Origin of the sequence: Leisingera methylohalidivorans DSM 14336, from assembly GCF_000511355.1 — a bacterium.
GTDB lineage: Bacteria > Pseudomonadota > Alphaproteobacteria > Rhodobacterales > Rhodobacteraceae > Leisingera > Leisingera methylohalidivorans.
In genome coordinates, this window is sequence record NC_023135.1 from 3,459,788 (window position 1) to 3,478,272 (window position 18,485).

Annotated in this window: 17 protein-coding genes and 7 pseudogenes; 13 read left to right on the forward strand and 11 right to left on the reverse strand. The window is 57.9% G+C overall.

All coding sequences use genetic code 11. The features are described from left to right. Window positions 1-206 precede the first annotated feature (206 nt). Window positions 207-380: a hypothetical protein gene (locus METH_RS24095; RefSeq protein WP_024091700.1), complete on the reverse strand. Its 174-nt coding sequence runs from the start codon at window positions 378-380 to the stop codon at window positions 207-209. A gap of 44 nt (window positions 381-424) precedes the next feature. Beyond that, window positions 425-670 carry a penta-EF hand family protein gene (locus METH_RS16900; protein ID WP_024091701.1) on the reverse strand — a complete coding sequence of 82 codons (246 nt, stop codon included), beginning with the start codon at window positions 668-670 and terminating at the stop codon, window positions 425-427. A gap of 324 nt (window positions 671-994) precedes the next feature. Here METH_RS16900 and METH_RS16905 point away from each other — a divergent pair, with 324 nt between their 5' ends. Further along, a complete protein-coding gene (locus METH_RS16905) occupies window positions 995-1,897 on the forward strand; it encodes a tyrosine-type recombinase/integrase (protein ID WP_024091702.1) in 903 nt (300 codons plus the stop codon). 224 nt (window positions 1,898-2,121) lie between these two features. Here the strand turns inward: METH_RS16905 and istB are convergent, their stop codons facing one another. Continuing rightward, window positions 2,122-2,877, reverse strand: a complete 756-nt coding sequence (gene istB, locus METH_RS16910) for an IS21-like element helper ATPase IstB (protein WP_024091703.1) — start codon at window positions 2,875-2,877, stop codon at window positions 2,122-2,124. Window positions 2,878-2,955: 78 nt separating this feature from the next. Between istB and METH_RS23395 the strand changes: the two are divergent. Further along, a pseudogene (locus METH_RS23395) lies at window positions 2,956-3,165 on the forward strand (ATP-binding protein); the annotation flags it as partial. A gap of 49 nt (window positions 3,166-3,214) precedes the next feature. Here the strand turns inward: METH_RS23395 and METH_RS24100 are convergent. The 5 genes and pseudogenes from METH_RS24100 to METH_RS16930 form a co-directional block, all read right to left on the reverse strand. Continuing rightward, window positions 3,215-3,376, reverse strand: a complete 162-nt coding sequence (locus METH_RS24100; RefSeq protein WP_206777819.1) for a hypothetical protein — start codon at window positions 3,374-3,376, stop codon at window positions 3,215-3,217. A gap of 572 nt (window positions 3,377-3,948) precedes the next feature. Continuing rightward, entirely contained in the window at window positions 3,949-4,236 is a 288-nt protein-coding gene (locus METH_RS24105; protein WP_156927517.1) for a hypothetical protein, read from the reverse strand. Window positions 4,237-4,621: 385 nt separating this feature from the next. Next, a pseudogene (locus tag METH_RS23400) lies at window positions 4,622-5,005 on the reverse strand (Mu transposase domain-containing protein); the annotation flags it as partial. Then, a pseudogene (locus METH_RS25430) lies at window positions 4,996-5,157 on the reverse strand (IS21 family transposase); the annotation flags it as partial. The pseudogenes METH_RS23400 and METH_RS25430, both read right to left, overlap by 10 nt. Window positions 5,158-5,196: 39 nt before the next feature. After that, window positions 5,197-5,496 (reverse strand): annotated as a pseudogene (locus METH_RS16930) (VOC family protein); the annotation flags it as partial. Between the two features lie 525 nt (window positions 5,497-6,021). Here METH_RS16930 and METH_RS16940 point away from each other — a divergent pair. Together METH_RS16940 and METH_RS16945 are read left to right on the forward strand one after the other, a co-directional pair. Continuing rightward, window positions 6,022-6,642, forward strand: a complete 621-nt coding sequence (locus METH_RS16940) for a hydrolase (protein WP_197538811.1) — start codon at window positions 6,022-6,024, stop codon at window positions 6,640-6,642. A gap of 450 nt (window positions 6,643-7,092) precedes the next feature. Beyond that, window positions 7,093-8,031 carry a pirin family protein gene (locus METH_RS16945; protein ID WP_024091709.1) on the forward strand — a complete coding sequence of 313 codons (939 nt, stop codon included), beginning with the start codon at window positions 7,093-7,095 and terminating at the stop codon, window positions 8,029-8,031. Window positions 8,032-8,387: 356 nt separating this feature from the next. On the opposite strand, the gene METH_RS16950 is transcribed toward METH_RS16945, so the two are convergent. After that, window positions 8,388-9,062 (reverse strand): GntR family transcriptional regulator, encoded by a 675-nt coding sequence (locus METH_RS16950; RefSeq protein ID WP_024091710.1) that lies wholly within the window; start codon window positions 9,060-9,062, stop codon window positions 8,388-8,390. 196 nt (window positions 9,063-9,258) lie between these two features. On the opposite strand from METH_RS16950, the gene METH_RS16955 reads away from it, so the two are divergent. From METH_RS16955 to METH_RS24110, 9 genes and pseudogenes are all read left to right on the forward strand, one after another. After that, window positions 9,259-10,104, forward strand: a complete 846-nt coding sequence (locus METH_RS16955; RefSeq protein WP_024091711.1) for a fumarylacetoacetate hydrolase family protein — start codon at window positions 9,259-9,261, stop codon at window positions 10,102-10,104. A 26-nt stretch (window positions 10,105-10,130) separates the two neighbouring features. Continuing rightward, on the forward strand, window positions 10,131-11,036 hold the full coding sequence (locus METH_RS16960) for a VOC family protein (RefSeq protein ID WP_024091712.1): 906 nt from the start codon (window positions 10,131-10,133) through the stop codon (window positions 11,034-11,036). A gap of 23 nt (window positions 11,037-11,059) precedes the next feature. Further along, window positions 11,060-11,425 carry a nuclear transport factor 2 family protein gene (locus METH_RS16965; RefSeq protein ID WP_024091713.1) on the forward strand — a complete coding sequence of 122 codons (366 nt, stop codon included), beginning with the start codon at window positions 11,060-11,062 and terminating at the stop codon, window positions 11,423-11,425. 44 nt (window positions 11,426-11,469) lie between these two features. After that, the gene (locus tag METH_RS16970; RefSeq protein ID WP_024091714.1) at window positions 11,470-12,042 is read left to right on the forward strand and encodes an NADPH-dependent FMN reductase; all 573 of its coding nucleotides are present in this window, start codon (window positions 11,470-11,472) and stop codon (window positions 12,040-12,042) included. Between the two features lie 216 nt (window positions 12,043-12,258). Continuing rightward, the gene (locus tag METH_RS16975) at window positions 12,259-13,311 is read left to right on the forward strand and encodes a C4-dicarboxylate TRAP transporter substrate-binding protein (RefSeq protein WP_024091715.1); all 1,053 of its coding nucleotides are present in this window, start codon (window positions 12,259-12,261) and stop codon (window positions 13,309-13,311) included. A gap of 81 nt (window positions 13,312-13,392) precedes the next feature. Further along, window positions 13,393-15,342, forward strand: coding sequence for a TRAP transporter large permease subunit (locus tag METH_RS16980; RefSeq protein WP_156927518.1), 1,950 nt, complete (start codon window positions 13,393-13,395; stop codon window positions 15,340-15,342). A 114-nt stretch (window positions 15,343-15,456) separates the two neighbouring features. Next, window positions 15,457-15,855 carry a YciI family protein gene (locus METH_RS16985; protein WP_024091717.1) on the forward strand — a complete coding sequence of 133 codons (399 nt, stop codon included), beginning with the start codon at window positions 15,457-15,459 and terminating at the stop codon, window positions 15,853-15,855. Between the two features lie 218 nt (window positions 15,856-16,073). Continuing rightward, on the forward strand, window positions 16,074-16,457 hold the full coding sequence (locus tag METH_RS16990) for an acyl-CoA thioesterase (protein ID WP_044008480.1): 384 nt from the start codon (window positions 16,074-16,076) through the stop codon (window positions 16,455-16,457). Between the two features lie 923 nt (window positions 16,458-17,380). After that, window positions 17,381-17,518, forward strand: a pseudogene (locus METH_RS24110) (transposase); the annotation flags it as partial. Between the two features lie 111 nt (window positions 17,519-17,629). Here METH_RS24110 and METH_RS24115 read toward each other — a convergent pair. Both METH_RS24115 and METH_RS23410 read right to left on the reverse strand, forming a co-directional pair. Further along, window positions 17,630-18,013: pseudogene (locus METH_RS24115) on the reverse strand (integrase core domain-containing protein); the annotation flags it as partial. Window positions 18,014-18,090: 77 nt separating this feature from the next. Then, a pseudogene (locus METH_RS23410) lies at window positions 18,091-18,390 on the reverse strand (DUF1403 family protein); the annotation flags it as partial. Window positions 18,391-18,485 lie beyond the last annotated feature (95 nt).

Genomic DNA, 18,485 nt, shown 5'->3' on the forward strand with positions numbered 1-18,485 from the left:
CCTGGGCGATGCGGACTACAAGATGCGACCAAAATTATTTAGCGCAATAAACACAGTAATTTAGAAATCATTAACGGCTTCGCCAAGCAAGCAGGCGAGCCGCCTCGGAACACGTGCCAACGTCACGGCCAGAGAACATAAACGTAGCTCGCGCACCCCCGGCGAATTTCTGTCCGCCGGGGGTACGGTTTCTAGGTTTTTGACGCCTATTCAGTTACAGGCGCGGTCTGTTCGATCGTAGGGACCACCTCATCGGTGACCCCGCCGCCGAACCAGTCAAACCCGTAGCCGAGAGCCGCAACCACAACGATTGCGGCAGCGGCAGTTCCGCCCCAGACCCACCAGTTGGTCATCTTGGGCGCATGCATGTTCACAGCCATCTCTTCAATCCTTTGATTGAGCGCGAAAACCTGACCGAGGAGGGTTACTCGGCTGGCTCCTCGATCATGCCGGTTTCAAGAGCGGCGGCGAGTTCCGCTTCGTCCACCAAAGAGTCACCGCTGGTGTCGACTTCGCCGAAGGCTGCTTCGGTCAGGTCCGGATACATCACCGCCATTTCGGTGAAGGAAATCTGGCTGTCGCCATCGGTATCGACGTCCGAAACCGTAAGGGCGAAGGCCGGAGCCGCGATCAGAGCGGCCATCATAGTACCAACTGCTGCACGACGCATATTCGTTTTCTCCTGAAAACTTCGAAGGAGCAATTCCCTCGAGTACAATTGAAATCAGTATTCCCGGATCTGCATTCAAGCCCTTCCAAGGGGCAGCTGATGAATTATTCCACCCCGCTTTACCGTCGCTAGGCTGAAGTCCGCTCACCCCTTGTTTTGCAGTGGTTTGCCGCGGGGACGACTGACTATTGGATGGGCTAAGCCGCTCCGCGGCATTGGCGCTCGTGGCCACGGGCGTGGGGCGCCCATAACGAGGCACATTTGGCTGGCTCAGCAAGCTGCCTGACGATTGGGGCCTTCTCAATCATCAGACAGGAGGCTCCCATGACAGAGGAGAGGGTGACCCGGCTGCGCCAGCGGATGATCGAAGACATGAACATCCGGGGTCTGGCGGAGAAGACCCAAAAGGCCCATATCCGTAACGTGAAGCACTTCGCGGCCTTTCTTGGCCGATCACCCGATACGGCGGCCCCCGAGGAGCTGCGGTCGTATCAGTTGAAGATGACTGAAGACGGGGTATCAGCCAGCACCTTCAATGTTCGGATCATTTCCTTGCGGTTCTTCTTCGGTGTGACCTGCGGGCGCGAAGAGATGAAGCGCTTCATGCAGTTCCACCGCAAGCCCCGCAAACTGCCCGTGGTGCTCAGCGTCGAGGAGGTGGCCGACCTGTTGGCCGCGGTTCCCGGCCCCGGGCTCAAGTATCGTGCCGCCCTTGGCATCAGCTACGGAGCCGGTCTGCGCGCCTCCGAGGTATGCAACCTCAAGGTCACGGACATCGACAGCGACCGTATGCTGATCCATGTCGATGATGGAAAGGGCGGGCGGGATCGTAAGGCGATGCTGTCGCCCAACCTGCTTGCGTTTCTGCGCGACTACTGGCGCGTGTCCCGTCCGGAGGGATGGCTCTTCCCGGGAAAGCCGAAGACCAATCCACTGTCACCACGACAGTTGAACCGGGCGTTCACCTCGGCCAAGCACATGGCGGGCATCAAGAAGGCGGCAACGCTGCACACGCTCCGCCACAGCTTTGCGACGCATCTGCTGGAGGCCAACACCGATGTCCGGGTCATCCAGGTGTTGCTCGGCCATGCCAGGCTGAGCACCACGGCACGCTACACGCAGGTAGCCACAAAGACGATCCGCAGCACGGTCAGCCCCTATGAACAGATCAAGCTGCTGCAAGACGAGACCTTGCGACGGGGAATGAATAGCGCCTGGGGCCGGTGACCCGCACCAGGCTGGAGATCGCTAACATCTTTCGCGCTTACGGGCCTGCGTGTCGGCAGGCCAATGCGGGGCATGTCAGTGTCAACGGCGGCGCAAAATCCGGCCACGGGGCGGAGCAAAAGTCGGCCAGTCTGGGCGTGACCGGCGCCTTGGCAAACGCGCTCCCCACATAGCTGTCGGTTGCCAAGGCGCCTTGGTCCGTTAGGACCAAATCCAGGCTTGGTTCAGGAGTTTTGGCGAGCCTTGCTCTGTGCCAGCCGATAGCTGTCGCCGTTCATCTCCAAGATACTGACATGGTGGGTCAAGCGGTCGAGCAAGGCACCTGTCAGGCGCTCTGATCCGAAAGTTTCTGTCCATTCTTCGAACGGCAGGTTCGAGGTGATCAGGATGGAACCGCGCTCGTATCTCTGGGAGATCAGTTCGAACAGCAGTTCGGCGCCGGTCTTGCTGAGAGGCACGAAGCCCAGTTCGCCGATGATGAGAAGCTTCTGCTTCACCAGTTGCTTCTGAAGCCGCAGGAGTTGGCGCTCGCCGCGGGCCTCCATTAACTCGTGGACGATGGCGGCGGCGGTGGTGAAGCGGACCGCCATCCCTTTCTGGCAAGCGGCCAGGCCGAGGCCGAGCGCCACATGGGTCTTGCCGGTGCCGCTGGGGCCGAGAGCGATGACGTTTTCGCAGCGGTCGACCCATTCACAGCGCGCCAGTTCCAAGACCTGCATATTGTTGAGGCTGGGGATTGCGGTGAAGCCGAAGCTGTCCAGGCTCTTGGTCGCCGGGAATTTTGCGGCCTTGATCCGCCGTTCGATCATACGCCGTTCCCGATCGATAAGTTCCAATTCGATCAGGCGGGCCAGAAACTGGACATGGTCACGAGCCTCGGCAGCACAGAGCCGGGCTTGCTTGTCGTATTCCCGCAGGATGGTCGGCAGCTTCAGCTTCTTGAGTTGGTGGTTCAGCAGGATCTGCGGGGCTTCCGTCATGTCCGGGCACCGGTTGTCAGGCACATGTAGCTGGCCGGAGATGTCGTCTGCACCGTAGTCCGTGGCAGGAACGGGTAGACAAGCGTCATCATCACCACCAACCTCAGCTTCGCCGAATGGGCCCAGGTATTTGGAGACGCAAAGATGACGACGGCTCTACTCGACAGACTCACCCACCGCTGCCACATCCTGGAAACCGGCAACGACAGTTACCGCTTCAAAGCCAGCTCCGAGGCCGCAAAGAAAACACGGAAGGAGACGCCAGCATTGCCACGAAATAACCGCTGATACATAAACAAGGGTGGGTCAAATCTCGGTGAAAATACCGGGTCAGTTCTCAGTGAAAATCAACACCAAAGGGCCCAAATGCGCCGCGTGCCGTAATGCTTCGGCCAACAGCATCGGCGTCAGTTGTCGCACGCCCGCGCAAATTCCCAAACCCAAAATCCGGACCAATTCGACCAGAAATGCCATGAATGCCATGAATGCCATCTGCCAATTTGAAAATTCCTAAAGTATGAAAACGTGTTAGTGGGATTTACTTTTTTAGAGATTCAACATGTGCCGGATACAAATGCCCCAACACTCCGGATACACATGCCAAGTGTTTTTCCAAAAGTTCATTTCGACAAAACGAGGCCGCACGCAGCAGCTGGTAGACCTCACTGTCATCATAAAAAACTCCATCCCCTTCGAAATAGGGCGCGTACTAAAAGTCCAAAGTCGTTACTGCTGGATACACTCCGAAGGACGCAGGCAATAGTGTCTCATAACAGGCATTCTTCAGTTCGGAGTCTTCAACTGGGAAAACTACTAACACGAACGCGGAGATTGCGTTTTCAGTACTTGCCGCCCAATTCCCGTAGCACCCTGGCCCCCGCTTTGGCAAACCACGCTCAATAACTTTCTTTACATCACGATTCAACCGATTGACACTCAACGAAGTATCTTCGGCAAAAATAGCATCTTTTGCCAGCAAATTAGATGCATTACCGTTTTCAAACACGATCAGAAAATTCGCATCCTCGCTTGGTGTAAGTTTAGGTGTAAACCAACTTTCAGTTTCACCAACTAGCGTAGTTGAACGCCGGCGTTATCGGCGAGCATCTTGGCAAAAGCGCTTGCCCGAAAGAAATTCTGATCAACTCCGGGGCCCACCAGCTCAAGAGCTATATCATCCCGCCAATGACTCAAAACATCTTTCTCAGGGTTCTGGCGAATAAATCTATTCGTGGGATTCGAGAGATCTGCGGCAGTTTCTTGCGCACTCAAATCTACACCAATGCCAGCAAAACATATTGAACACGCCACTCCGGCAAGAAAGCTTTTCGCTTGAGGTATTTTGGTCCGATCTTTCATTGTCTTTCCTCAAAGAATTCGTAGCAGGCGCAGGCCGTGGACCCATTTTGCGTGAATAAAGCTACTCATTGAACAGCCGCACATAGTTTCCACCGGTAAACTCATACCCTACTCTCACCGCCAATTTATGCCGCCGCTGCAAGCCGACTCCGGATGTCCCATGCAACGCCACTTCCTGTGCTTCCTGCGCCTTCGCCCAGCGGTGGATTGCTTGCATCAGCCCCAAGGCCACCCGCCCGCCGCCCAAAGCAGACCGAACACTCCGCGACACGCTGATATTCTGAATACTGGCAATCCGAACATCGGTGCCAGTGTGATATTCCCCGACCGAACACGCAGCAAGCCCCACTGGCACCTCGCCCTTGAACGCCAGCAGCACCACATGCGGCGCGCCCTCCTCAAAGGCACCCATGGCAAGCTTGCGCTCCTTCTCCTCGCTGTAAGGGATGTGCCGGTAATGAATCGGATCGAAGATCATGTCTTCGCGGCCGTAGCTGCGGGCATGTCGCGCGATGATCTCGCCGCCACAGCCGATGACCACCTGGTCGACATAGGCGCGGATCCAGACATCCCGGTGCCCGAAGGCAACCGGCACGGAATAATCGTTGGTTTTGTAGCGCACCAGTGCGAGCGAGCTGACCCGCCCGGACGTCTGGTCACAGGCTGCAAAAGGTGTGGCTGACAACGGCGCCATCGCCTCCAGATCCTGTTGGAGCCGTTCACCAATCGTCTCGCTGTGCCCGCGTAGCTTGTCATTCTGGCGTCGACGTCGGGTAGATCGGTTTGTTTCTCGTCGATCAACCGGTGCAGCAGATTCAGGATATGCGTTTTGGTTGGCACCCCAGCCTCCAGCGCCAGTTCGACGGCGCGTAGAACGGCCTCCTCGTCATGCTGCAGAACCAGCGACAGAACATCGACCATACCGGGTCAGTTCTCAGTGAAAATCAACAATCTCGGGGACACGCCCGCCGTTATCGCCCGCTGCAGCCAGTCTCCGATACTTGCGGGCGGCACGGCGAAAGCAATCTCGCTGACTTGCCCCAGTCCCACGCGGCCGGACGCGCCTTCCTGCCAGACCAGGAAAGTGATGATTGAGCCTGGAGTGCCTAGATTGTCACCGTAAAACAGATGGAGCTGTTCGCCGTCTTCATAGCCGCCGGTCTGTTTGACCAGACGCAGCCCCAGGAAACCGGCGTAGAAGTCCACGTTGCGCTGAACATTCCGGGTAAGCGCTGTGACGTGATGGATTCCCGTCGTCACTTACCGGCCCCGCGAGCCATCGCCCTCTCCGCTTCTGCGCTCCTTGCTAGCATATCCGGTATCGCGTGAAAGCTCCCGGCGCTGGCAATGCTGCTGTGCAATCCCTTGATACCCCGGCCGGCCTTCGGAAAGGAGTTCACGCCGGCGACCAAGCCCGCACACGGCCATACCAAGTCGTGATATGAGGCGAGCGCGCACGCGCCCATCGCAATAGTAAGTTTCCTCATTTTCCACCCTCAGGAATACAATATCAACACCGAGCAAGAAACGTTGCCACATTGGCTTAGAGTCCTAGGTTACCTCGAAACGTCAACAGCATCGCCTTGATACGCGGTGTTCGGAAAAGACGAACGCAGGGTCAGATGAGCGTCGATATAATAAAAGCCGCACCTGATCGGGCATCGGTACAGAGCGTATCCCGGCGCTGATCCGCGCACAGAAAAACTTCCCCTGGGAGGAACGAGAATGAGCACCCCCGCAAACTTTGAGAACTCTCTCCCGGTAATCGACCCCGATGACGCTGTGATGCTGCTGATCGACCACCAAAGCGGCCTGTTCCAGACCGTAAATGACATGCCGATGACTGCTCTGCGCCGTCATGCCGGGGCGTTGGCCTCTATGGCGACCCTGGCGGAAATCCCTGTGATCACAACGGCTTCCGTCCCTCAAGGACCGAATGGCCCGCTTATCCACGAGATCCACGAGAACGCCCCCCATGCGAAGTACGTGGCACGCCGCGGCGAGATCAATGCTTGGCACAATCCCGAGTTTGTCAAAGCCGTCGAGGAAACAGGCCGGAAGACACTGATCATCGCTGGCACGATTACCAGCGTCTGCATGGCCTTTCCGGCAATCAGCGCGATTGCGGACGGGTACAAGGTTTTTGTGGTGGTGGACGCGTCCGGCACCTATTCGAAAATGGCCCAGGAGATCACGCTTGCCCGGGTTGTTCAGGCGGGTGCTGTTCCTATGGACACCGCGGCTGTTGCATCAGAAATTCAGCGCACCTGGCATCGCGATGACGCCGGGAAATGGGCAGAGATCTATACCCGGATCTTCCCCGAGTACCAGCTTCTGATTGAAAGCTATCAAAAAGCACGCGCAGTTGAACATGATGGCGAGCAACTGGACTCCGCGCGCGGATAACCTCTCACAACAAAGCAACGAAAGAGACTGTCAGCAGGAGTGAAACACACCGTGACCTTGCAAGAATCGTTTGCCACCCAGGAACTCGGCGCTGTTCCTTATTTACTGCCGCCCCGGACAGGAGCGAAATTTTGGGTGGTACGGTTTTCCGCCGCTTCAGTGATTGCGTCCAAGATGCTCATGAGTAAAGGCGTGCCCACCACCGCGTTCAACGAGAGATTGTCACACGGTATATGCCGTGATTGCGGCTAGGGTCAGCAATCACCTCGCTTCCACAAAAGGCGGCCGGAGGAAGGCCCTGCCCGCGAAAACCAGCATCACCTGATTTTTCCCAGGATAGATCCCGCTGCATGCTGACGCCATCCCGGGATCTGGCGCACCGGAGCAGGCGAATTAACCGACCTTCAGTCAGCCAGATCTACTCAATTAACTTTAAAGGAGGACAACGACATGAGCTGGAACCCCGCATTGGAACCTGGCTGCCCTGATGACATTGGCGTCGATTCAATCGAAACACTGATCGTTCCCCGCGCCCGCGATCTGGGCGGATTTGAAGTCATGCGTGCCCTCCCCGCGCCAAAGCGGCAGATGGTTGGACCGTTCATCTTCTTCGATCAGGCCGGGCCGGCCGAATTCCTGACAGGACAGGGTATTGATGTGCGCCCGCATCCCCATATCGGTCTGGGTACCGTAACCTATTTGTACAGCGGCGATTTTCATCACCGGGACAGTATAGGCAGCGACCAGATCATCGAGCCAGGCGCGCTGAATTGGATGGTGGCCGGCAAGGGCGTGACCCATTCGGAGCGGACCAGTTCGACCGGGCGACAGGGACCGCATAGTCTTTACGGTATCCAGACGTGGATTGCGCTGCCCGAGGATCGCGAGGACATGGATCCAATTTTTGAACACCACGGCAAGGAGAGGCTGCCGCTGATCGAATCCGACGGCGTAGCTGCCCGGCTTATCCTCGGAAACGCGTATGGTGAAAATGCCCCCGCAACACTTTATTCGGAAACCTTTTACCTTGACGTAACACTCGCCCCTGGCGCGCGCTTTCCCCTGCCGGATGATCACGAGGATCGCGGGCTTTACGTCACTGAGGGCTCGGTCAGCATTGCAGGGCAGACATTTGAGGCAGGCCGGATGATGGTCTTCCGCCCCGGCGATAAAATCACGGTTGCCGCAGGTGACCTTGGAGCACGGCTGATGGCACTTGGCGGAGCCACGCTGAACGGTCCGCGTTATGTCTGGTGGAATTTTGTGGCCTCATCCCAAGACCGGATTGAAGAGGCCAAAGAAGAATGGCGTGCCGCTCGCTGGGGAAAGGGGTTGTTCGACCTGCCTCAAGACGACAAGGACGAATTCATTCCACTGCCCGATAGGTGAGAATGCTGCGTAGTCCGGAAACTGTCAGGAAGGTGGCCGATGTCCTCTGCCTTAGCTGAACGGGGCCAGCTGCCGGAGAAGCCATTAACCTAATTGCGTACCAAGGCCACACAGGTCCGCAAGGGATTGCGGTTGCGCGTTCGCAAGCTTTGGCAGTTTAGCCGCCCCTGGCGGCATCGATGTGACAAGGCGGGTCTGCAACCTGATCGCGCAGCCGCAGTAACGGCCCGGACCGATGTCTTCCACCAAGCCGCGGGGCAGCTTTGCGCCCTTGCTGAAAACCGGCCTTGCAAAGTCGTGAGGCAGTGGTGTCTCAGGAGAAAAATTGAAGCTTGGACAGCTGGCCGACGCAGGGGTCAGGCGAAGTTTCCCTCTAGGATGATATCCACCGTCTTGCGGAAGTGTTCCCTGATAAGTTGGCCTGCCAACTCCGCATCGCGCTCAAGGACTGCATCCCGGATCGACTTGTGCTCGCAAACATCGTCGCGGGGTGTCGTGAGGTAGTGAACGGCAATCCGCCTGTACCGGCGGGCTTGCAGATCAAGAATCGAGCGAAACTCCATAAGCTTCGGCAGTTTGCACTCCGATACCAGTTCTTCGTGGAATCTGATGTGGTAACGCTCCCAATCCCGGTCGATTTCACTGTCCGGCCCGATCTTATTGCGCTTCTGAAGAGCGTGGAAGGCTGCGATGATCCTCCCTTCCCACAACTCATCACCATGCCGGATGCTCTCTGCGATCGCCAAGGCATCGAACTCACCCCTCAGCCGGGCGATCTCCTGCAAGTCTTCTTTTGAAACCGGGGCAACCCGGTAGCCTTTCCGATGTTCAGAAACGACCAATCCCTGCGCCGCGAGATGCATCAGCGCTTCCCGGAGCGGCGAGATTCCTGCGCCATAGTGTTCCCGCAGGTCGTCGAACCGCAAACGTTCGCCTGGCTTGAGACGCACTTCCAGAATGTCGTTTCTCAATACGTCCGTGACTTCCGCAGTGCGGGTTGGCCCACTTTCCGGCGATCTGGATTGATCCATGGCGTTGGCCCTTCGCTGTTTTTCAATCTTCCAGTATTTTGGAAAATATCAATTTCCTCACGCGCAAGCAAGGATTTTGGAAACTAGCCCGCGCTCCAGAGCCAATACGGTCAGCGGCTATATTTTCCAAAACTTTTGTATTTTGGAAAATACGTGATACATTCCAATGCAAGCTGATTCTGAAGGAGTGACGGACATGAGGCTTTTGACCTACAAGAGGGATGGCAAGCAGGGGATGGCGCTTGGCTGCGGAAGTGACTGGGCCGATCTCGGGGAGATTGACCCGATCGACGCGGTGACTGGCAGCGCAAAGTTCCATGCGCTTGCACAAGCCGCAAAGCAGGCGCCTCGAATTGACATTTCGTCCGTTGAGGTGCTGCCGCCGATCCCGCGGCCAGGAAAGATCATTTGTGTTGGGCTCAACTACGCCGACCACACTGCGGAATCTCCCTATGAACAGCCCGAGTACCCGACCCTGTTCCCCCGGTTTGCCACCAGCCTGATCCCTGACCGGGCCGCGATCATTCGGCCGCGCAAATCCCATGAACTTGATTTCGAGGGCGAACTGGCCGTTGTGATCGGAAAGACCGCCCGGCATGTATCCCCAGCGGAGGCGCTTTCGCACGTGGCCGGGTATTCCATCTTCAACGATGCCTCGATCCGCGACTATCAATTCAAGACGCCCCAGTGGACTGTCGGCAAGAATTTCGATGGCACAGGCGCCTTCGGGCCGGTACTGGTTACGGCGGATGAGCTACCGGAAGGAGCGGCCGGGCTGGCTGTTGAAACCCGGCTGAACGGCGAAACTGTCCAGCGTGGCAATACGTCGGATATGATTTATTCCGTCGCCGATCTCATCTCCATTATCTCAGAGGCAATCACGCTGGAACCTGGCGACGTCATCGCCACAGGCACGCCGGCTGGGATTGGATGGGCTCGCGACCCAAAACTCTTCATGCGCCCCGGAGACACTGTGGAAGTCGAGATCGACCAGATCGGCCTCCTCCGCAACCCCGTGGCAGACGAAGACGCGATTGTATGAACGCCAGAATGGGAGGAGGAAATAATATGGACCCGTTGGTACACCGCTTGGGCTTTGTCGCCCTGAACGTCAAAAACCTGGACGCGGCAATAGCCGATGCACGGGACGTCATGGGCCTTTCGCTGGTTGGTCAGGGAAATGGCCGCGCGCTGCTGACGTCTAACGACCGTCACGCCGAACTGATCTTTTATCAGGCGGAGGCCAGCGAATTGCACACAATCGGCCTTGAAGCGCTGACACCCGCCCATGTGGGAGAAGTGGCCCGCCGGGCGCGGGCGGAAGGTTTGGAGGTCGTGTCCGAAACACCGTCCCTGCCCGCCATGGAGCACGGGGTCACGATCCGTTTTTCAGAAAATCATCTGGTCGAGGTCCACACGCCTATGCTGCGTGATCGCCCATCGCGTTATTCAGGACCTGGCATTCACCCGCGCTATATTGACCATGCGAACCTGACGGCACGGGATCCTGCCTCAGCCTCGGAAGAAATGATGCGGGTGCTCGGATTGAAACTGTCCGAACGCACTGCAGGATGGGAACTGTCGTGGATGCGTGCGGGAGATGGGCGGCATCATACGTTGGCCTTCGTCAAGTCCGATGCAGCAGGCATCCATCACTACAGCTGGGAGTTCGCGGATTTCAACGACTTCAAACGGCTGGGAGATGTTCTTGATACCTTCGACCGCAAACTGGTCTGGGGGCCGGGGCGGCATGGCGCCGGCGACAATCTGTTTGTCTATTATGTCGATGCAGCCGGCTTTCTGGTTGAATGCACGGCGGAAATGGAGCGGATCGCCGACCCCGAGTTTCAGGCGCGCGTAGTCGATCCCGGTGAAAACCTGTCAAACTACAAAGTCGTGAACCGCTGGGGCCAGCTCCCCTCGCAAGAATGGATCGGCCATTTCATTCCCTGCATGGGCCGGCCAGGCCATTGACCAGGCAAGAAACAGAGGCGGCGATGATCCGCCGCCTCGAAGATCAAAGACGGCTTGCTATGCTTGCCGGAGATGCCGCGTCGTTGCTGGGCATGTTTGATACCGATCTGGTCTACACCCACTCCGATGGCAGCCAAGACACATGCGCCAGCTACATAGGGAAAGTCGCCGCCGGCCATTTCGTCTATCACCAATTGGGCTTTGAGGTCGGCAATATTGAGATCCACTACGGTCTTGCCCTGGTTCATGGCTGGATCCACGGCGAGGCCGAGGTGAAGGGCAATCCGCGCGTGCTCAACTGCCGCTACTTGGCAGTGTGGTCAGGGCGAGGCGCAACATGGAAGCTTCGTGCCTTCCAGCCCACACCGGTCGCAGAAAATATGCTCTGACTTCGAATAAACGACGGGAACACGTTAAACTTAGAGGAACTGAAATGCTTACTCTGCAAATCATCCTGGGAAGCATCCGGCAAGGGCGGGGCGGCGTTTCCGTGGCACGCTGGTTCGAGGAAGCCGCCCGCCAGGACGGCCGGTTCAATGTTGAATTCGTTGACTTGCTGGAACTGAACCTGCCGATGATGGACGAGCCGAACCATCCGCGCCTGGCACAATACACCCATGAGCACACCCGGCGCTTCAGCGAGTTGATCAGCCGCGGAGATGCATACGTCTTTGTATCTTCCGAGTATAACTTCGGCATTCCAGGTGCGCTCAAGAACGCGCTGGACTACCTGGCGCTCGAATGGGCCGGAAAGCCGATGTCCGTGTTCAGCTATGGCGGCATTTCAGGGGCGATCAGGGCCGCAGAAGACCTCCGACGCACCGCTGTCGCGCTGAACATGGTGCCGCTCAACCATAATATTGTGGCGCCGCTCTATACACAGCAATGCGACGATGAAGGGCGGTTTTCCCCCAACCCGGTACAGGCCGACGCCGCACAGGATGTTCTGAACGCTTTGTCCGAATGGGGCGAAATGCTCAGAAATAGGAGGCAAGCACGGCACTAAACTGAAAGCGGATCTCTGAGATCCTGCCAAACACGCCTTAAAGCGTCAGCACCCGTTTCTGAAAATTGGCATCGAATAAACGTTCCGCCGGCGTGCCGCGCGGGGAGCGCGAGGGAAAGATATGTCCTGTCCCGTAGCTCTCGCGTGCGGCTCTGCCCCGGTCGCGCCTATCCCGAAAAGGGAGGCATCAACGGAAGACAAAAAGGAGGATGAATTATGAAACTCGCCAAACTCGCCAATGTAGCACTGGCTATCAGCGCCGCAGCAACCTTTGCTCATGCTGGTGACGCGCACCGGCTCACCATTGCCTCTAGCCATTCGGCGGCCCTGCCATGGGTGGCCCCGCTGTCGACACGCGTGGTCGCAGAGGCCAATGACCGGCTGGAAGCCGCCGGGTCGCAAAGCCGGATCGACTGGACTGAAGCCTATGGCGGGTCGCTGTACGGCTACAGCGACACGCTGGAAGCCGTGGGGCTCGGACTCACCGATATCGGATGGGTAGGCACGTTTTGGGAAGAGAGCAAAATGCCCTATCAGAACGTCACCTATTACACGCCCTTCACGACCAATGACCCGTCGTTGCAACTGAATATCTTTAACCGTCTGCATGACGAACTGCCCTTTCTGAATGAAGCCTGGGAAGAGGAAAATCAGGTTTTCCTCGGCGGGGCCGCAGCTGACACTTATCACCTGCTGACCACATTCCCGGTGAATTCCATTGATGACCTGCGCGGCCGCAGGATCCTTGCCCCAGGCCCATCCGGCACCTGGATCGCTGCTGCCGGTGCGGTGCCGGTAAGCGGAGCCCTGACAACCTACTACAACCAAGTGGAAACCGGAGTAGCCGATGGCGTTCTAGTCATCCTGACCGGTGCTTATCCGCTGCGTCTTCATGAAGTGGCCCCCCATGTCACCCTGATCGGGTTGGGCGCAAACTTCATTGGCGGCATGTCGATCAACCGGGACAGCTGGGACGGCCTTCCGGACGACGTGCGCCAAGTGCTGCACGATCTGGGGCGGGAATACAGCGCCGAGAACGGCGCGCTGCTGCAACAGCGCTACCGGGACATCGTCGCAAAGCTGGACTCTGACCCCAAGGTTACGGTGAGTGAGCTTCCGGAGAGCGAACGCATGCGTTGGGCCGAGACCCTTCCCGATCTGGCAGGTGATTGGGCCCAGGACTTGCCGCACGGGAAAAAACTTCTGGACGCCTACATGGCAGCCATCGCCGAGGCCGGAGAAACTCCGCTGCGAAACTGGGCCAACTGATGCCCGAGAAGCCGCGTGGCAAGCTGCCGCGCGGCCGGATTGCCCGGCAACTTCACCGCACATGATTTCGAGGAGGATATCATGCAAGAGATCGCAATGAACCGGACAGGCAGTAGCCTGGCACAGATTTACGACAAGGTCATAGCAGCCTTCGCTGCAGCTGCGACTTGCTGGATCCTTGTGTTGATGCTGCTCATTTGCGCCGACGTCGTTGGCCTGAAGCTGTTCGCCAGCCCGATATACGGCGTCATCGAGCTGACCGAGAAATCTATTGTGCCGGTTGTCTTCCTGCAACTCGCCTATGCGGCCCGGACCGGCCGCATCACGCGGATCGACTTCATCTATAGCGCCGTGGACAGCAAGTTCCCTGCATCCGCGCGCCTAATGGATGCGCTTTTTGCAGTTGTGGGTGTCGCCATTCTTGGAATCCTGTCCAGCTTCCTGCTTGCTGATTTCCAAAAGGCCTTTGCCTCAGGGTCCTATTTCGGCACCCAAACCATCTTCAGCGCGCCGGTATGGCCGTTCACGCTGGCCACCCTGATCGGAGCTGGCGCGCTGGCCGCCGAGTTCACGGTTCAGTGTGCGGCCGCCGTTTTCGCCTTGGGTTCTCAAACAATCCGCAGGTCGGCAACCCTCAGGGAAATGGCCATCTTTGCGGTTTCCCTTGCGCTCTTTGGCCTAATAGCGGCCTGGATCGCGAATGCGGGTCTGGAAGGAAATGCCATTGGCGTTCTGGCAATCGTCTTCCTGTTCTTTTTTCTGCTTTGCGGGATGCCGGTGCCAATCGTTCTTGCCGTCGTCGGCCTGGCCTCAATCTGGCTGGTGCGCGACAATCCGGCCGTCGCGTTCCGCACGCTCAAGGTCGCGGCCACAGGCACGATCGACAAGTTCGACTTCGGCGTTGTGCCCCTGTTTGTTCTGATGGGCCTTCTGACCAACATCGCCGGCATCGGCCGCGACGCGTACAAGGTTGCTGCGTGGTGGACCCGGCACCTGCTTGGCGGTCTTGGAGTTGCCACTGTCGTTGCCAATGCGATCTTTGCAGCGGTCACGGGAATCTCGATCGCTTCGGCCGCAATCTTTTCCCGGGTCGCGGTGCCGCAGATGACCGCGCACGGTTACACATCGCGTTTTGCTGCGGGCACCGTTGCCGGGTCATCGATCCTCGGAATGCTGATCCCGCCGAGCCTGCTGTTGATCATCTTTGCTTTTGTCACTGAAAGCTCGGTTGGTCGGCTTTTCGTAGCTGCGGCCGTTCCCGGCCTGCTGCTGGCGGTCCTGTTTTGCATTACGATTATCCTTCTGGCCCGCTTTGCGCCCGGCTGGGTCGGCAGTAGTACCCTGCCCGACGATCTGGAGAAGGAAACCCTGTCTTCTTCCCTGAGGCTGTTGCTTCCAATCGCTATCCTCGTTCTTGTTGTGCTTGGCGGCATTTATCTTGGCTGGTTCACGCCGACCCAGGCCGGAGCAGTTGGCGCCTTTGCCGCCCTGATCCTCGCGCTGATCCGGCGCAGTCTGACCTGGAGCAATTTCAAGGAGGTTCTGACCGAAACCGGACAGATCTCCGTGGCGGTGCTCTTCCTGATCATCGGGGCAAGCGTATTTTCCCGCGCGCTGGTCATGACCAGCCTGCCGATGGATCTGGTGCGATCGGCAACGGAAATGCAGCTAGGCTTCTGGGCGATCGTCTGCCTGTTCGTGGGTATCGTTATCGTCATGGGAATGTTCCTCGACTCCACCTCGATTATCGTCATCACGGTACCGCTGGTGCAGCCGCTGATTGTGTCCCTTGGCAGCGGTGTCATCGGCCCGGAAGTCATGATCTGGTTCGGCATCCTTACCATTGTGGCGGTCGAAATGGGCCTGCTCACACCTCCCTTTGGCATCGCCGCATTTGTGGTGAAAGCCGCCATTGGCGATAAGGTATCGCTTGGCGACGTTTATCTCGGCGCGTTGCCCTACCTGTTCGCGATGCTGCTGCTGATCCTGATCCTCATGGCCTTTCCGCCGCTGGTCACGGCCGTGCTCTAGCAACCGCTGCTACCGACCGCCGGCAGCAGGACCCGCAAGACATATCCCTGCCGCCCGCCCCTGAACCCGGACATGACTTGCGCACAAGCGCTTTTATCTGACACGGAGGACCGAATGTCACAGAATTCCATACCCGCCGAAGCGATCAAGAGCCTGGTCGAAGAAAAGGGAATGCTGGCCAAGCAGCTGTATCTTGTTCACACAACCCCGACCGGAGATCTGGAGGCGGTGCTTAAGGTCGTCGAAGAGCACCTCGACTATCAGGTCAAGCTTGAAGCCGAAGGGATCATGTTTGCCGCAGGCCCGAACTGGACCGAAGACGAAAAGGAGTGGCGCGGTGACGGGACCGTTGTGATCCGCGCGGCGTCGATGGATGACGCCCGCAAGATCATGGATGCCGATCCAATGCATTCGAAAGGCGCGCGCCGCTACACCATCAAGCCGTGGCTGGTCAACGAGGGCAAAGTAACGATCGAGCTGTCGTATTCGACTGGCAAGTTCAAGCTGCGCTGAGCGGAAAGCTGGAAAGATCACGGGAAAAAATGCGCTCTGGCCAATGGCCGGGCGCATCCCAGTCGCGCGCAGCGGGGAGCCGCAGCTGACCAGCCAAGCGACCGGTTGCTGGCAATTTCCTGTAGAAAAATCAGATCCGCCCGCGGCCGCGGGCGGATCAACTGATCAACTGATCAAAGACCAGTTACCATATCGGCATTAATAATTATGGGAAGAACATGCCATCCAAAGAGCTCACCTTGCGAACCCAGGCAATGCCCGCGGACACCAACCCGGCAGGCGATATTTTCGGAGGCTGGGTGATGTCTCAGATGGACATCGCTGCCGGCATTCGCGGCAGCGAGCTGACACTGGGCCGCGTTGTCACTGCAGGGGTCGGAAAACTAAACTTTGAGCGGCCCATCAGAGTCGGCGATACAATCTGCGTCTATACGGAAGCGGAAAGGATAGGCCGATCCTCAATAACGCTGCACGTGGATTGCATGGTCAAAAGGCAATTCTCGGGACAGCGGGAGCGCGCCGTGGTTGCGGAATTCACAATGGTTGCGCTTGACGAACATGGGAAGCCGCGGGCGCACTCACTTCGCGAAGACCAAACTTGATCGGCCTATTCCCTCAATGGGCAGCCGAATACAGGGGAAGCCGATGTTGACGCCGTGAAACCTCGCGGCGGTGCCATTTCAGGGGCGGCTTTTCTTTTTCACCGTTCTGGCCGGCCCAAGAATAACGTGTTTGATCCTCCGAGCGACCTTGACCAGCACCTAATGGACCATCCAGCACAGCGCCCGGAAGGCTGTTGCGGTAGTGCTGGCGTTGGACAGAAACCTTGCCAGCCTTCTATGCTCTTTTTATCCTGGAGGCGCGGTTCTGTTGTGTCTGGAAGGCGCGATGAACAGCAGGAATGGTTGGTTTGAAATCCGCTCGTAGGTGCGTCATTCAGTGACTGGTCTGATGAAATCTGCTGCGACACAGAAAAGTCGGCGCTGCTAGCTCAAATGAAGCTTCGGAGTTTCTGCACGTGCAGCCGCTGCACGCGCGTAAGTCCGGAAAGTCTGCGCACCTCGATGGTCGATCCCGATTACGGCGAAGCGATGGTTCGTATTTTATCCCTCAGACTAGCTTGCAATGACCTCTGTGGATGGCTCCTGCATTGCAAGACATTTTTTGGTGGTTTCAGCGGCGTTTTCGTCAGTAATATCGTCTGTCCGACCTGTTTTCGTGGCGGTCTGCCACTGGCCCTGATGGTTTCCACGAGCGAGGTTCCAATCGGCTCTGCGGCCTCATAGGGCCACGGACATTCCCGGAATTTCCTGGCTCTTGGTTGCCTTGTTTCCTCATCATCACGTCATCAGCCGCTACAGGATCGAGAAGGTCAGGTGCCTACTCGATGCAGAACCTGAGCCTGGCACGACGACGGGTGAAGGGGAACGTGACGATCCCGCTGATCTGGACTCTCACAAGCTGGACCTGCCACGGATTTGTGCCGCTCCTTTGATAGCATTTACTGCAGCAAAGGAGACGAACGATGGGACATGGAGGAACGGATGAATTCCGCCAGGATGCGGTGCGGGTTGCGCTGATCAGCGGACTGGCACGCAAACAAGTGGCATCGAATTCGGGCGTCGGGCTATCGACGTTGAACAAGTGGATTACGGCACATCGGCTGGCGTGCCCCCATCGGGTGGTCCGGTTTGATTGTTAGTGCATCCTCCCCCCTGATGTGCTCCCCGACGTGCCCTCGGCCGTCTTTAGAGCTTCCGCACTTCCATCAGGTTCACGGGCTGGTGTCGTGAACTGATTTCATGAGGTCCGCCGGGACGTTGTTCCCGATTGCCCCATGCGGGCGTTCTTCGTTGTAGTCTCTACGCCAAGCCTCCAACTTTTCGGCCGCATCTTCAAGGCTCATGAACCAGTGGCTGTTCAGGCATTCCGCACGCAGGCGGCCGTTAAACGCCTCGATGTAGGCATTGTCAGCCGGCTCGCCAGGACGTGAGAAGTCCAAAGTGACATCGTTGGCGCAGGCTCAAAGATCCATATCCTTCGAGATGAATTCGCTGCCCTGGTCGACTCGGATTGTCGCTGGATAACCGGTGCGTTTACAGATCCGTTCAAGCGTCGCCACCACGTCTTCGCCGCGATATGTGAACCGCGCATCCATTCCCGCCACCGGAAGTCAGCCGGAAGGGCCTCCAATTCGAGATCCAGTTCGGGTTCTGCGGTATCCTTGGCCATCGCTCAGACCCCGTAGAGCCGGAACGTATCGCGATCCTGTGCAGTTCCTGCACGGCACCAAGCTCCACCAGCCGGTCGCAGGAACTGCACAGGATCGCGTTGCTCGAGTGCCCTTTCAACGCGTCCGAAGGAGGCAGCACAGGCTTCCGCTGCGCACAACGCAAGCCGCTCCCGCAACCACGCCTGAGGCACACCTTCCCGATTGAGCATAAGATGCAGATGCGCCAGCGCGGCGCCCGGCAAAAACGCCACTTTGCCAGGTGTTTCCGGGTGGTGGCCCGTGAGCAAGGCCGGCATCCGGGGTAGCGTGTCGAGGGCGTGCGGGGGCTCAAGCCGCTCTGAAGCCCCGTTTTATATGACGACGGACACTATTTCACCTGCCACGCCACAATATGAAA

Excerpts from the sequence above, each read along its gene's own strand:
- METH_RS24095 (WP_024091700.1), bottom strand. The coding sequence starts at position 380 with ATGGCTGTGAACATGCATGCGCCCAAGATGACCAACTGGTGGGTCTGG.
- METH_RS16975 (WP_024091715.1), top strand. The coding sequence starts at position 12,259 with ATGAAACTCGCCAAACTCGCCAATGTAGCACTGGCTATCAGCGCCGCA.
- METH_RS16960 (WP_024091712.1), top strand. The coding sequence starts at position 10,131 with ATGGACCCGTTGGTACACCGCTTGGGCTTTGTCGCCCTGAACGTCAAA.
- METH_RS16980 (WP_156927518.1), top strand. The coding sequence starts at position 13,393 with ATGCAAGAGATCGCAATGAACCGGACAGGCAGTAGCCTGGCACAGATT.
- METH_RS16945 (WP_024091709.1), top strand. The coding sequence starts at position 7,093 with ATGAGCTGGAACCCCGCATTGGAACCTGGCTGCCCTGATGACATTGGC.
- METH_RS16970 (WP_024091714.1), top strand. The coding sequence starts at position 11,470 with ATGCTTACTCTGCAAATCATCCTGGGAAGCATCCGGCAAGGGCGGGGC.
- METH_RS16900 (WP_024091701.1), bottom strand. The coding sequence starts at position 670 with ATGCGTCGTGCAGCAGTTGGTACTATGATGGCCGCTCTGATCGCGGCT.
- METH_RS16985 (WP_024091717.1), top strand. The coding sequence starts at position 15,457 with ATGTCACAGAATTCCATACCCGCCGAAGCGATCAAGAGCCTGGTCGAA.
- METH_RS16990 (WP_044008480.1), top strand. The coding sequence starts at position 16,074 with ATGCCATCCAAAGAGCTCACCTTGCGAACCCAGGCAATGCCCGCGGAC.
- METH_RS24105 (WP_156927517.1), bottom strand. The coding sequence starts at position 4,236 with ATGAAAGATCGGACCAAAATACCTCAAGCGAAAAGCTTTCTTGCCGGA.
- METH_RS16905 (WP_024091702.1), top strand. The coding sequence starts at position 995 with ATGACAGAGGAGAGGGTGACCCGGCTGCGCCAGCGGATGATCGAAGAC.
- METH_RS16940 (WP_197538811.1), top strand. The coding sequence starts at position 6,022 with ATGCTGCTGATCGACCACCAAAGCGGCCTGTTCCAGACCGTAAATGAC.
- METH_RS16965 (WP_024091713.1), top strand. The coding sequence starts at position 11,060 with ATGATCCGCCGCCTCGAAGATCAAAGACGGCTTGCTATGCTTGCCGGA.
- METH_RS16955 (WP_024091711.1), top strand. The coding sequence starts at position 9,259 with ATGAGGCTTTTGACCTACAAGAGGGATGGCAAGCAGGGGATGGCGCTT.
- istB (WP_024091703.1), bottom strand. The coding sequence starts at position 2,877 with ATGACGGAAGCCCCGCAGATCCTGCTGAACCACCAACTCAAGAAGCTG.
- METH_RS16950 (WP_024091710.1), bottom strand. The coding sequence starts at position 9,062 with ATGGATCAATCCAGATCGCCGGAAAGTGGGCCAACCCGCACTGCGGAA.